General features: G+C 62.3%; 13 protein-coding genes. 9 read left to right on the forward strand and 4 right to left on the reverse strand.

Translation table 11 applies throughout. The features are described from left to right. Positions 1 to 36: 36 nt before the first annotated feature. The gene (locus NKJ91_RS12775) at positions 37 to 468 is read right to left on the reverse strand and encodes a VOC family protein (RefSeq protein WP_352455832.1); all 432 of its coding nucleotides are present in this window, start codon (positions 466 to 468) and stop codon (positions 37 to 39) included. Positions 469 to 572: 104 nt separating this feature from the next. Continuing rightward, entirely contained in the window at positions 573 to 1,343 is a 771-nt protein-coding gene (locus tag NKJ91_RS12780) for an AraC family transcriptional regulator (protein WP_352455833.1), read from the reverse strand. A gap of 291 nt (positions 1,344 to 1,634) precedes the next feature. On the opposite strand from NKJ91_RS12780, the gene NKJ91_RS12785 reads away from it, so the two are divergent. Next, positions 1,635 to 1,997, forward strand: a complete 363-nt coding sequence (locus tag NKJ91_RS12785) for a VOC family protein (RefSeq protein ID WP_031211108.1) — start codon at positions 1,635 to 1,637, stop codon at positions 1,995 to 1,997. Beyond that, a complete protein-coding gene (locus NKJ91_RS12790) occupies positions 1,994 to 2,356 on the forward strand; it encodes a DoxX family protein (RefSeq protein WP_352455834.1) in 363 nt (120 codons plus the stop codon). Before NKJ91_RS12785 ends, NKJ91_RS12790 begins: the two co-directional genes overlap by 4 nt. A 383-nt stretch (positions 2,357 to 2,739) precedes the next feature. On the opposite strand, the gene NKJ91_RS12795 is transcribed toward NKJ91_RS12790, so the two are convergent. Together NKJ91_RS12795 and NKJ91_RS12800 are read right to left on the reverse strand one after the other, a co-directional pair. Beyond that, entirely contained in the window at positions 2,740 to 3,132 is a 393-nt protein-coding gene (locus tag NKJ91_RS12795; RefSeq protein WP_352455835.1) for a GFA family protein, read from the reverse strand. A 186-nt stretch (positions 3,133 to 3,318) separates the two neighbouring features. After that, a complete protein-coding gene (locus NKJ91_RS12800; protein ID WP_352455836.1) occupies positions 3,319 to 4,167 on the reverse strand; it encodes a beta-keto acid cleavage family enzyme in 849 nt (282 codons plus the stop codon). Positions 4,168 to 4,263: 96 nt separating this feature from the next. On the opposite strand from NKJ91_RS12800, the gene NKJ91_RS12805 reads away from it, so the two are divergent. From NKJ91_RS12805 to NKJ91_RS12835, 7 genes are all read left to right on the forward strand, one after another. Beyond that, positions 4,264 to 5,169, forward strand: coding sequence for a MurR/RpiR family transcriptional regulator (locus NKJ91_RS12805; RefSeq protein ID WP_352455837.1), 906 nt, complete (start codon positions 4,264 to 4,266; stop codon positions 5,167 to 5,169). Beyond that, a complete protein-coding gene (locus NKJ91_RS12810; RefSeq protein WP_352455838.1) occupies positions 5,166 to 6,497 on the forward strand; it encodes an aspartate aminotransferase family protein in 1,332 nt (443 codons plus the stop codon). Before NKJ91_RS12805 ends, NKJ91_RS12810 begins: the two co-directional genes overlap by 4 nt. A gap of 81 nt (positions 6,498 to 6,578) precedes the next feature. After that, the gene (locus NKJ91_RS12815) at positions 6,579 to 7,544 is read left to right on the forward strand and encodes a TAXI family TRAP transporter solute-binding subunit (RefSeq protein WP_352455839.1); all 966 of its coding nucleotides are present in this window, start codon (positions 6,579 to 6,581) and stop codon (positions 7,542 to 7,544) included. A 56-nt stretch (positions 7,545 to 7,600) separates the two neighbouring features. Next, positions 7,601 to 10,201 (forward strand): TRAP transporter permease, encoded by a 2,601-nt coding sequence (locus tag NKJ91_RS12820; RefSeq protein ID WP_352455840.1) that lies wholly within the window; start codon positions 7,601 to 7,603, stop codon positions 10,199 to 10,201. An 88-nt stretch (positions 10,202 to 10,289) separates the two neighbouring features. Further along, a complete protein-coding gene (locus NKJ91_RS12825; RefSeq protein ID WP_352455841.1) occupies positions 10,290 to 11,195 on the forward strand; it encodes a DMT family transporter in 906 nt (301 codons plus the stop codon). A gap of 187 nt (positions 11,196 to 11,382) precedes the next feature. Then, positions 11,383 to 12,102 carry a FadR/GntR family transcriptional regulator gene (locus NKJ91_RS12830; protein ID WP_352455842.1) on the forward strand — a complete coding sequence of 240 codons (720 nt, stop codon included), beginning with the start codon at positions 11,383 to 11,385 and terminating at the stop codon, positions 12,100 to 12,102. A gap of 51 nt (positions 12,103 to 12,153) precedes the next feature. Further along, positions 12,154 to 13,128 carry a sialic acid TRAP transporter substrate-binding protein SiaP gene (locus NKJ91_RS12835; RefSeq protein WP_023674274.1) on the forward strand — a complete coding sequence of 325 codons (975 nt, stop codon included), beginning with the start codon at positions 12,154 to 12,156 and terminating at the stop codon, positions 13,126 to 13,128. The last annotated feature ends 20 nt before the right edge of the window (positions 13,129 to 13,148 follow it).

Genomic DNA, 13,148 nt, shown 5'->3' on the forward strand with positions numbered 1-13,148 from the left:
CCAGAACGGCCCGATCCTGCAGGCCCGTACCTGCCCTCAGAGAGCGTCCTCATTCGGTATGTTGGCGGGGTTCCAGACGACCTCCCACAGGTGTCCGTTCGGATCGCGGAAGTATCCGGCATACCCGCCAAAGAATGTGTCCCGGGCAGGCTTGATGATCTCGGCTCTGGCGCGAGCGGCCTCATCCATCACTTGATCGACTTCTTCGCGGCGCACAACGTTGTGTCCGACTGTGAACGAGGTCGAGCTGATCGGCGCCTTGGGCAGGCCGGTGTCGTAGGCGAGGTCGTCCTGCGCCCAGATCGCGAGCTTCAACCCGCCGGACAGCGTGAAGAACGCGACGGCGCCATGCTCGAACTCGCGGCCGATGATCCCTTCCGTCGGCAAGCCGAGACCGTCGCGGTAGAACGCGATAGAACTCTCGAGGTCGGCGACAGCGATGGTCAAAACCGAAATGCGCGGTTTCATGGCAGTCTCCTCTGGTTGTCGGAGAGATAAAGTCGGGCGATAGTGAAGACTTGAACAAAACGGCCAAAAGCGTGCCGCCATGTCGAAGAACGCGCCGAGAGGTTTCACCCGTTCTGCAGCAGACGATGAATTTGTCGCGGGGTGCTTCCTGTCAGGCGTCGGCTCTCGCGGACAAGATGCGCCTGGTCGGAATAGCCCGCCTCGGCTGCCAGGATGGCCGTAGCGCTGTTCGATTGGCTCCAAAGCCGCAGAAAGCGCTGGTAGCGGAGGATACGGTCAAGCGTCTTGGGGCCATAGCCGAAGCTCTCGTCGAAGCGCCGGCGCAACGTCCTTTCGCTCATCTCGAGTGCGCGCATCAACCAAGGGACGAGCGGCGCGTCGGGTGGCGGCCCGCGCTCGATCAAGCGATATGCCGCCTGCATGGGAACGTCTGGCGCGCGGGAGGCCGCCTCCTCGGCGACGACCTGTTGGAGCGAGCAGGCCAGATCCTTGAGATTGTCGCTGGCGCGCACGCGGCTGCCGAGGCGGCGAGCGCGCGCGCCCCACAAATCGTCGAGCGACAGCCTCTTGCCGACCAGTTCGATTTGCGGCACGCCGAGCCATGCCGCCGCCGTGGCAGGATGGAAGCGCAAGCCGATCACGACCTCGTCCGCCGCTAGAACCTCGGTCTGCGGCTCCTTGTCAGGGCCGGCAATTCGGCAGCTGCCTCCGATCCATTGCAAATCGATCGTCGCGTCGGGCATGATCACGATCGGCGGTGAGCCCGCCGGGTCCATTCGATGCACCCACACCAAAGCAAAGCTCCCGTGAAGCCGCGCCGACGCTGGACGTTGCTGAAATGAACCCGTTGCCTGTGCTGGGACGGGATCGCTCATCTCGCTCCTCTTCGGACTAGCGGCGGTGACCCTACGGCGCAGCGGCTGCGCCCGGCCGTCGCTCGAGGCAACAATCTGCACAACCGACAACGTCTGCCAATCGAGAACGGTTGCAAGAATCGGTGGTTTTCTTCCGGCCGGAATGAAGAGGGCAGGTGAGGGGTGATGCCACGCGCATCGCCATCGGTAGCGCCGTGTGCGGCGCATACGTCGATGGCCGTTTTGTTCAATCCGGCAAGCGAGATGCGTGCTTATCTTTCGGCGTCGTACATCACACGAGAGGTTTGCGTCATGAGCAACAACAACGACCAACGGATCGACTACGTCGAATTCAACGTGAAAGACATTCAGCGGTCACGCGACTTCTACGGAAAGGCATTCGGCTGGACCTTCACCGACTACGGCCCGCAATATTGCGAGTTCAACGACGGGCGCTTGTCAGGTGGCTTCGCCGCTGGCCCAGCGAGGTCGGGAGGAGGCCCGCTCGTCATTCTCTATGCCGATGATTTGCCGGGAACGGTCAAACGTGTCGAGCAGGCGGGAGGCAAGATCGTCAGACCGATCTATGGCTTCCCCGGTGGCCGGCGCTTCCATTTCGCTGACCCGGATGGTTACGAGCTTGCGGTTTACACCGAGGACGGCAGCAAGGAATGATCGCGTTCTTCCACCACCTCGGATTGGTTTTGCTCGGCGGCGGCTTTATCTGGGCGGGCGCCGAGCATGTCCTCAGGTTCCGGGCGGTTGCAGCGTCCCTGGCCGAGCGGGGCTTTCCTGCTCCCAGGCCTCTTCTCGCGGCCGGATCGGTGCTGGAGATTGCAGGCGGCTTTTGCCTAGCAACGGGCCTTGGTGGACCGTTTCCCGCCGCGGCCTTGGCCGTATTCACCATTGCGGCGTCTTTCATGGCGCTCAACTTCTGGCGCTACAGCGGTGATGAACGCGAAGCGCTTCGTAGCTTCACCATCAATGTTGCCGTCTTGGGCGGGTTGATTGTCGCCGCGACCACTAGCCTGTGATCATCGTTTCGAGGCGGCGGGCCACTGGACCACGTCAGAGCCATTCCATGACGCTGCGCTGCTTGAGCAGTTCATTGATGGCTTCCGCAAGGCCGGTCTTCCGGCGTGACCTCCCAAACGGCCAGCATTGAACGCGGCGCTCTGTACAAGGCCTACTTCAAGATCGCGGCGACGATGAATCCCATCCCCTGCGGTCCTCGTCTAAAAGGTAACGGCGCCTTGGCTGTCACGGGTCGCCTTAGGCGCTCACGAATGCCTTGGGCAATGTGGATGAAGGCAGCGCACCTCGTAAACATGCAAGTTCACATTTTAGCGGCGTGAGCAGGCGGTCCCTGAAAATCCGTGTTCTGATGTCGTTGCCTCCTCGGCACCGTTCGTGCGACCTATTCCTCAAAGCGACCCGTGGCGTCACGATCGCGCTCGTATCGTCTGGTGAGCGGAAACGGCGGCAACCAGGACTCGCGTCGGATGATCCAGCTTTCGTAGGTTGGCATCAGTTGGTCAGGCGCATCAAGGGACCCCAGGCTTACTTCGATTTCGTCGGCGGTGCGTGCGAAAATGGAGGAGCCGCAGCGGGGACAGAAAAACCGCCCGGCGAAGTCGCGTGTTTCGCCGTCGATCGTCACCGCATCCTGAGGAAATATCGCCGAAGCGTGAAAAAGGGCGCCATGATGCTTGCGGCAGTCAAGACAGTGACAAAGGCCGACCCGGTATGGGCGCCCCGACGCGATAATTCGGACGTTGCCACACAGGCACCCGCCGGTGAATTGGTCCATGCTGCGTCTCCTCCAAAATCAAGCGGCCGGAATGGTTACAACGACCGACACTGTTGTTGCAATCGCCGCGCCGCGGGCGGGGACACGTCGTTCTTCCGTGGCGATGACATTGCAGCCGCCTCTCTATGCCTTGCGCGAGCCTGCCCGCCGAAAACACGCTTCGGTTTGCCACGACGACGAACGGAGTCATATGGAACGAAACGGCGCGTTCCATTGAGCCGCCAACTCGGCGGCCGAGGCGATCTTGACGCCGCAGTCGGCGAGTATGCGTGCGACGGTCGCTACCAGTTCGGCGTTGGACGAGGCTATGCTGCCGTCCGGAAGGAAAAGATTGTTTTCGAACCCGACCCGGACGTGACCGCTGAGCAGCGCCGCGGCGGTCACGCACGCCGCTTCGTTGCGGCCGAAGGCGCAGACGCTCCAATGGTCGAAGCGCGGCATGTTCGCCGCAAGGAATGGCAAGAGATCGGCAGGAACGGACGTCTGTCCCGGCGTGTAGCGGCCCAGCACGTAGAGAACCGGTATGCTTGCCCAGGGGATCAGTCCGCGCTGCTGCATGTCCGAAAGCCTGACGGCCTCCTCGGGCGAATAGAGGATGATCTGCGGCGCAACCCCCTCGGTGTGCAGCCAGGCCATGAAGCGCACAAAGGCGAGTTCCGATCCGGCATCAGGAACGATTTCGCGAAGCGCCAGCGAGACAGCTTGCGGCTTCACATCTTGTACGACGGCCATCTGTTGGGCCGGCGAATAGATACCGAGCGCTTCGGAGGTGATCTGAATTATCAAGCGGTCGCCGGCAGCACCGCGGATGGCGGCGATCGTCTGGCGGTAGGCGTCGGCGTCGAGCAGATGATTGCCGCTTCTGTCGCGGACATGGACGTGGATCATAGCCGCACCGGCATCGGCGCATTCCGCGGCCGTCCTCGCAAGTTCGGCTGGTGTCAGCGGAATCGCCGGATGGTCGGCCTTGCTGCGACGTCCCCCGTTCGGGGCGACGGCTATGGCGATGCGGTCGAGACCATGGGCCGGCTTCATGGGGACGTTCTGTGAGTGACAAGATTCATATGAATCAACCTTTGATCACACTGAAACAGACGTTGCAATCGCTGGTCTGGCGAGCTAGCAATATCCATGGACCAGGGAGAGCTTGCTGGACAGATCGTCACTGCCTTCGACGGCATGTCGGCGCAGCTTCGGTCCGCTGCGCGCTATGTCCTTGATAAGCCGTATGATGTCGCGCTGTTGTCTATGCGCGAGCAGGCCCGGCACGCAGGAGTGCAGCCGGCGACGATGACGCGGCTGGCCCAGCATCTCGGCCTTGATGGCTACGAGGCGGTACGCGATATCTACGCCGCCGCGATCCGGGACGGCGAAATCGGTTTCGCCGGCAAGGCGGGCCTTCAGGTGGCCAGCCAGAAGCTCAAGGGCGACCACGCGCTGGCGGCCGATATTCTGGATTCGATTTCCAGCCAGCTTTCCCATCTCGCCGAAGGCAGGTCGATCGACCGTCTGGTCGAGACGGCCAGGGCGCTGAGTGCGGCAAGGCGCGTCTATTGCCTCGGCCTGCGCTCGAGCCACGCAGTCGCCTGGCATCTGCATTACATCCTGTCGCTGATCGGCGAGAAGTCGGTGCTGCTGCACGGCATCGGCGGAACCGATGGCGACGCTCTGGCCCATGCGACCAAGGACGACGTGCTGATCGCCGCCAGCGTCCTGCCCTACACGCGCTTCACCATCGAGCTTGTCGAGTACGCTGCCGGCCGCGGCGTACCGGTCATTGCGATCACCGACAGCGGGGTAGCGCCCTTGGCGCTGCTTGCCGATCACCTAGTCGTCGTGCCGACCGGCAGCCCGTCCTTTTTCCACACCATGACGCCAGCTTTCATCGTTGCTGAGATCCTCGGTGCTCTTGTCGCAGGGCAGGCAGGCGAGGGCGCTGTTGAGTCGCTGCGACGTTTCGATGAGCAGGGCGCCGCTCTCAAGACCCATCTGAACCAACGTCCGCCGAAGAAAATGCCCATGAGGGACCGTCGATGACACACATTCTTCATCGAACCATCCACGCGACGCTGCCGGTCGCCATTCGCGGCCAAGGCATCGAACTGTTCGATGCCGAGGGCAAGTCCTATATCGACGCGTCGGGCGGCGCGGCGGTGTCCTGTCTCGGCCACGGCCATCCCGACGTGATCGCTGCACTGCACACCCAGCTTGACCGCATCGCCTACGCCCACACCAGCTTCTTCACCACCGAGGTGGCGGAGCGCTTGGCGGATCGGCTGGTCGAGGACGCGCCGAAAGGCTTGGACCACGTCTATCTAGTCAGCGGCGGCTCGGAGGCGGTCGAGGCCGCGCTCAAGATGGCCAGGCAATATTTTGTCGAGAAAGGCGAGCCGCAACGGCGCCATCTCATCGCACGCCGGCAGAGCTATCACGGCAATACGCTCGGCGCTCTCGCCACTGGCGGCAACGAATGGCGGCGCGCCCAGTTCAGGCCGTTGCTGATCGAGACCCACCATATCGACCCCTGTTACGCCTATCGCTATCAAAAGCATGGCGAAAGCGACGAAGCCTATGCGGCGCGCGCCGCCCAGCAGCTCGAAGACAAGATCCTCGAACTCGGCCCGGACGAGGTCATCGCCTTTGTCGCCGAGCCGGTGGTGGGTGCCACGCTCGGCGCGGTGCCGCCGGTCGCGGATTACTTCAAGCACATTCGCGCGATTTGCGACCGCTACGGCGTGCTGCTCATTCTCGACGAGGTGATGTGCGGCATGGGCCGTACCGGCGCGCTGCATGCGTGCGAGCAGGACGGCATCGCTCCCGACCTGCTGACCATCGCCAAGGGACTCGGCGGTGGCTACCAGCCGATTGGCGCGGTGCTGCTCGGCCGGCATATCTTCGATGCCTTTGCCCAAGGCTCGGGCTTCTTCCAGCATGGGCATACCTATATGGGCCATCCAATGGCAGCGGCGGCCGGCCTTGCCGTGCAGGAGGTCATCCGGCGTGACGGTCTGCTCGACAACGTCACCGCAATGGGCGCGCAGCTGGACGAACGCCTGCACCAACGCTTCGATAACCACCATCACGTGGGCGACATTCGCGGGCGGGGTCTATTTAGGGGAATCGAGCTGGTGATTGATCGCGCCAGCAAGGAACCATTCGACCAGAGGCTTGAACTCAACGCCCGCATCAAGCGCGAAGCAATGGCCCGCGGCCTGATGATTTATCCGATGGCCGGGACGCTTGATGGTGTGCGGGGCGTTCATGTGCTTGTGGCGCCGCCATTCATCATTTCCAAACAGGATATCGATCGGATCGTCGAACGGCTCGGTGAGGCGATCGACGCTGCGATCGCTTCAGCGGCCTGACCCGCACGACGCGGACCGCCTCAACCAGTTCCAACGCGTCATCGGCGACGGGCCGGGACACCCACCAGAGAGGTAGCAACCATGTACAGTTCAATAAAAACCCTGATCGGCGCGGCGGCCTGCATGCTGCTGGCGCTGCCATCCGTCGGAGCCGAGCAGCGCTTCGTCACGGTCGGCACCGGCGGGGTCACCGGCGTCTACTACGCCGTCGGCGGCGCCATTTGCCGACTGATGAACAAGGACCGGCAGAAAACCGGCATCCGATGCTCGACGGAGTCGACCGGCGGTTCGGTCTTCAACGTCAACTCCATCCAGACCGGCGACCTCGATTTCGGCTTGACCCAATCGGACGTCCAGTACCAGGCCTATGAGGGGACCGGAAATTTCGACGGCAAGCCGTTCAAGGATCTGCGGGCCGTGTTTTCCGTCCATCCCGAGCCGTTTACCGTGCTAGCGCGGCCGGACGCCGGCGTCACCAAATTCGAGGATTTCAAAGGCAAACGCTTCAACGTCGGCAATCCCGGGTCAGGCACCCGCTCGTCCATGGAGGAGTTGCTCAAGCAGATGGACTGGACGCTCGGCGATTTCTCGCTTGCCGCGGAGCTGAAGGCGGACGAGCAGGGCAGCGCGCTGTGCGACAACAAGATCGACGGTTTCTTCTACGGCGTCGGTCATCCTTCCGCCGCGATCCAGGATCCGACCACGGCCTGTGGCGCCAAACTCATCCCGCTGACCGGTCCGGCAGTGGACGCGCTGTTGGCAGCTCATCCGTACTATTCAGTCGCCACCATCAAGGGCGGCATGTACGCCAACAATCCGGACGACGTGACGACATTCGGCGTCCGCGCGACAGTGGTAACGAATGCCAGCACGCCCGATGAGGTGGTCTACGAACTGGTGAAGTCGGTCTTCGAAAATTTCGACGACTTCAAGAAACTGCATCCGGCTTTCGCCAATCTCGATCCCAAGGAGATGATCAAGACCGGTCTGTCGGCGCCAATGCATCCGGGCGCAGAGCGCTATTACAAGGAGAAGGGCTGGCTCTGAGGCCTTCAATGCGAGGCGCCACAGGCGCCTCGCATCGCAAATAATTGTGGGGAACGATGACAGATCAAAGCCAGCGGGCGGCAGGGCCTGACCAACCCGTTATCGACATTGACAAGCTTAGCGAGATCGTCGCCGAAGCCGACACCGGTGGGCGCAAGCCGACCGGCCGCACCGCGAAGCTGATCCTCGGCGTATCGCTGGCATGGTCGCTGTTCCAGCTCTGGTATGCCTCGCCCCTTCCGTTCATGCTCAATTTTGGTGTCGTCAGCGACGGCATCGCCCGCTCCATCCATCTGGCCTTCGCCCTGTTTCTGGCGATGCTGACGTTTCCGGCCTTCAAGGCCTCGTCGCGCAGCCGGGTGCCGCTGCCCGACTGGGTGCTAGGCATCGCCGGGGCGGCGTCCGCCCTCTATCTGTTGGTCTTTTACAGCGATATCGCCCATCGGCCGGGCCCTCCTACTACGGCTGACCTGGTCGTCTCGATCGCCGGCGTCCTCATCCTGCTCGAGGCCGCCCGTCGCGCCGTCGGGCCTGCCATCACCGTCATCGCGGCGATCATGCTGATCTATATCTTCGCCGGGCCTCACCTACCTGGCCTGCTCGGCCACAAGGGCGCGACGTTATCGCGCGCAGCCTCGCAGATGTGGCTGACGTCGGAGGGGGTCTTCGGTGTTGCCCTCGGTGTGTCCACCAACGTCGTCTTCATGTTCGTTCTGTTCGGAACATTGCTGGAGCGCGCCGGCGCCGGCGGCTTTTTCATCCAGCTTGCCTTCTCGCTGCTCGGCAAATACCGCGGCGGTCCGGCCAAGGCCGGTGTCGTGGCTTCCGGCCTGACCGGCATGATTTCCGGCTCGTCGATCGCCAATGTCGTGACCACCGGAACCTTCACCATTCCGCTGATGCGCCGGGTCGGATATTCTGCGGTGAAGGCGGGCGCCATCGAATGCGCGGCCGGCGTCAATGGTCAGCTGATGCCTCCGGTGATGGGCGCCGCCGCGTTCCTGATCGCGGAATATGTCGGCATCTCCTATGCCGAGGTGGTCAAGCACGCCTTCTATCCGGCGCTGCTGACCTACGGTTCGTTGTTCTACATCGTCGATATCGAGGCAATGAAGACGGGGATGAAGGGCTTGCCGTCACGCAGCACGCACTCCGCATTTCAGGGTGCGCTGCGCGGGCTGATGGGCATATGCGGCTTCATCGTCCTCGCAGGGCTTGTCTATTACGGCATTGGCTGGACGAAGATCGTTTTCGGCGCGGCCGCGACCTGGATGATCACTGCTGCGCTGATCGCCGTTTATATCGGCCTTGTCGCCTACCGGGCGCGCTATCCCGACCTGCCGCTGGAGGATCTGGAGGGCGAGATCGTCAGGATTCCGCACTTCGGCGAAACGGCGCGCACCGGATTGCATTTTCTGCTGCCGGTGATCTTGCTGATCTGGTGCCTGATGGTGGAGGAGCTGTCGCCCGGTCTTTCGGCATTCTGGGGCGCTGTCGCCCTGATGGCGCTGATCGTGACGCAACGGCCGCTCACCGCCTTTTTCCGCAAGGACCGCGCGCTGGCACGGCATTGGCTTCACGGTTTCGACGATCTGGTCGGTGGCCTGTCCGCTGCCGCACGCAACATGACGACGGTCGGCATTGCCACTGCGACGGCCGGCATCATCGTCGGCACGGTTCTGCTCACCGGCATCGGGCTGGTGATGACCGAACTGGTCGAATTCATCTCGGGCGGCAGCTTCATCGTCATGCTTTTGTTCACCGCAGTGATCTGCATTATTCTCGGGATGGGCATGCCGACCACTGCAAGCTATGTCGTTGTCGCCACCTTGATGGCGCCGGTCATCGTCGATTTGGCGGCGCAGAACGATCTTGCCGTGCCGCTGGTCGCCGTCCACATGTTCGTTTTCTACTTCGGGCTGATGGCGGACGTGACGCCGCCAGTGGGGCTGGCGGCCTATGCCGCTGCCGCGATTTCCGGCGCCGATCCGGTGAAGACCGGGATTCAGGGCTTCAAGTACGAGATCCGTACCGGCCTGCTGCCGTTCATCTTCATCTTTAACACCGGCCTGCTGATGATCGATCTCGAAGGTCCGTTCGATTTCGTCGCGATGGTGGTGACATCGGCGCTGGCCATGGTCTCGTTTGTAGCCGCGACGCAGAATTGGTTGCTCGTGCGCAATCGGTGGTACGAGACGATTGCGTTGCTTCTGGCCTGTTTCATCTTGTTCAGGCCGGGATTGTTGCTCGATCAGGTGAGCGAGCCCTATCGGGCAGTGCCCGCCTCCGAACTCAGCCGTATCGTCGACGAGACGGCCGAGGGAGGCGCGGTTCGCTTGCGCCTGACGACACTGAACCTCAACGGCGATGAGATATCGAAGCTGGTTCGGCTACAGCTCGGGCCCGGGAATTCATCGGCCGAACGCCTGAAGGCTGCGGGCCTCGACGTCAGTGCCCTTGGCGACAGCGTGACGGTCGGCGTCGTGCGACTTGGCAGCCAGGCGGCCAAATTCGGCCTGCAGCCCGGCGACGAAATCAACCAGGTGCTCGTCCCTGCGGACCGGCCATCGCGTTATTGGTTCGCGGTCCCAGCCTTGCTATTGCTCGGTCTCGTCTTTTGGGTTCAAAAGCGGCGAAGGCGGACAGTCGGTCTGTAAGCGCCTTATCAGCGGAAGAGTCTTGGCCAGCATGTCCGTAACAAGAGAACGAAACGGCGCCGCGGAACCGGCTAACGCGGAAATGGGCATGACGACGCGCGACCGCCCCTTCGAAGCCGTCGACTACGGGCTTTACGCGCTGACGGTCATTGCCTGGAGCGCATCGTGGTTCGCGATCGAACTTCAGGTCGGCAGCGGCGTGTCGAACGAGGTCAATCTGGTCTGGCGCTTCGCCATCGCCACGCTGCTGATGTTTGCCTGGGCGGGGTTCTCCGGCCGGCAGCTCCGCTTTCCGATCAGCGATCATTTGCGCTTTGCTGTGCTCGGCATCCTCATCTTCTCGTCGAACTTCCTGTTTTTCTATTATGGCGCCGGCTATCTCGTCAGCGGCTTGCTCTCGGTCGTCTTCTCGCTCGCCTCGGTCATCAACATGCTGCTCGGTGCCTTGGTCATCGGCGAGCGCCCGGCACCGCGCATTCTCGCCGGCGGCATCATCGGCTTCGCCGGAATAGCGCTGATGTTCTTTCCCGAAATCGCCGCGAACGGGCTTTCCGGCGGCACGTTGATGGGCCTTCTTCTGTGCCTCTGCGGCACCCTGAGCTTCTGCGCCGGTAATCTCGTCTCCGTCGCAAACCAGCGCCGCGGCCTGCCGCTCGTTTCAACGAGCGCCTGGGGCATGCTTTATGGCACTCTGTGGTCGGCGTTCATGGCCTTCCTGCTTGGTGAGCCGTTCGTGTTCGCGACGACCGCCTCTTATATCGGCTCGCTGGTCTTCCTCGCCGTCATATCGACCGTCATGGCTTTCGCCGCCTACCTGACACTGCTCGGACGCATTGGCGGCGCCCGCGCCGGCTATGCGACCGTCATATTTCCCGTCTTTGCGCTTTTGATCTCCACGGCGCTGGAAGGCTATGCCTGGACCGCTTACGCAATCATCGGGCTCGTCCTCGTCGCCGCAGGAAACGTCCTGGTCATTCGCGGAGGACGGCGCTGACGCTTGCAGCACTTCGCAATGCACCACCTTCCGCTGCGCCCGCCCCGGTGAGTGATCTGAGACATAGGTGGGCAGGCCGCCTCATCTGCCTTGTTATCCAGCTTGACTCCCTTTCTCGTCTGTATAGGCTGTGGTCAATGGGTCAGACCAATGTACCAGGGGGTGGCCCGGGAGGAAGCAAACGCCGATGCCGATCCAGGCCGTTGAACCACGCCGGCTTTACCGACAGGTCGCCGATCAGCTCAGGCAGCTGATCGATGCCGGCGAGTTTTCCGTCGGCGACCGTCTGCCGACCGAGCGAGATCTGGCCGACCAGCTCGGAATTTCCCGCCCGACGGTCCGTGAAGCGCTGATAGCCCTGGAGGTCGAAGGCCGCATACGCATCCGCGTCGGCTCGGGTATCTACGTCACCGATCCGCCGAGCGCCGCCGCCTCCGAACCCGAAATGGAGGAAGGCCCGTTCGAGCTGTTGCGCGCGCGCGAATTCGTCGAAGGCGCGATCGCCGCGGAAGCGGCTCTCCATGTCCGGCCTGCAGATGTCGAACGGCTCGACGACGTGCTGCGCCGGATGGAGGCCATGCGTCACCCCAACAAGATGACCATTGCGCTCGACCGGGAATTCCATACTGCAGTCGCCGGCATTCTCGAGAACGCGGTGCTGGTGCGCTTCATCGGCGAGCTTTTCGACCAGCGCATGAACCCGTACTTCGAACGCCTGTCGATCTATTTCGAGACCAGCGATTCCTGGCAGGTCGCGGCAAAGGAACATCGTGCCGTGCGCGATGCAATTGCCGCGCGCGACCCCGAGCGGGCCAAGGCCGCCATGCAGCAGCATCTGCGCCAGTCGCAAATCAGATTCTCACGCAATTTCGATGAGAGAGCCGCAGCCAAGGAGGTTGCGGAATAGCAGTTGGCCGGGGGGAGATCCGGCCGTCAAGTTCAACCAGGGAGGAATTAGATGTTGAGAAAATATGCAGTTCTGCTCGGTGCGATCGCCGCGATTGCCATACCCATGGCGTCGGCCTCGGCTGAAACAGTCCTGAAATGGGCACATGTCTACGAGACGACGGAGCCCTTCCACACCGAATCCGTGTGGGCTGCCGACGAGATCAAGAAGCGCACCCAGGGCCGCTATGCCATCGACGTCTATCCGGCCTCGCAGCTTGGCAAGGAAGCAGACATCAACCAGGGCCTGATGCTCGGCACCGTGGACATCATCATTTCCGGATCGAGCTTCGCGGCGCGCGAATATCCACCGATCGGCGTCACCTATTTCCCATACACTTTCCGCGATGCCGACCATTTGCTGAAATACACCAAAAGCGACGTCTACAAGGCCTTGACCAAGGGCTATGAGGACAAGACCGGCAATCATATCGCAGCCACCACCTATTACGGGACGCGGCAGACCACCTCGAACCGGCCGATCGCCAAGTGCTCCGACATGCAGGGCCTGAAGATGCGCGTTCCCGACGTGCCGGCCTATCTGGCCATGCCGCGTGCCTGCGGCGCCAACACGGCGCCGATTGCCTTCGCCGAGGTCTATCTGGCCCTGCAGAACGGCACCGTGGAGGCCCAGGAGAACCCGCTGACCACCATCGAGGCGAAGAAATTCTACGAGGTGCAGAAGAACATCGTGCTCACTGGCCATATCGTCGATCATCTCAACACCATCATATCGGCGTCGCGCTGGGCCTCGCTTTCCGACGAGGACAAGAAGATCTTCACCGAGGTGATGCAGGAGGCTGCCGCCCGCGCCACGGCAAAGATCGTCGCCCGCGAAAAGGAACTGGTGCAGGTATTTAAGGACCGCGGCATCACCGTAACAGATGTCGACCGCGCCGATTTCGAGAAGAATGTCCTGGAGAAGGTCACCTTCGAGGAGTTCGGCTACAACAAGTCCGATTGGGAAGCGATCCGCGCCATCAAGTAGGCCATCCGGAAATCGGGTGC

Origin of the sequence: Mesorhizobium sp. M0040 (assembly GCF_040323505.1) — a bacterium.
In the GTDB taxonomy this organism is placed as follows: domain Bacteria; phylum Pseudomonadota; class Alphaproteobacteria; order Rhizobiales; family Rhizobiaceae; genus Mesorhizobium.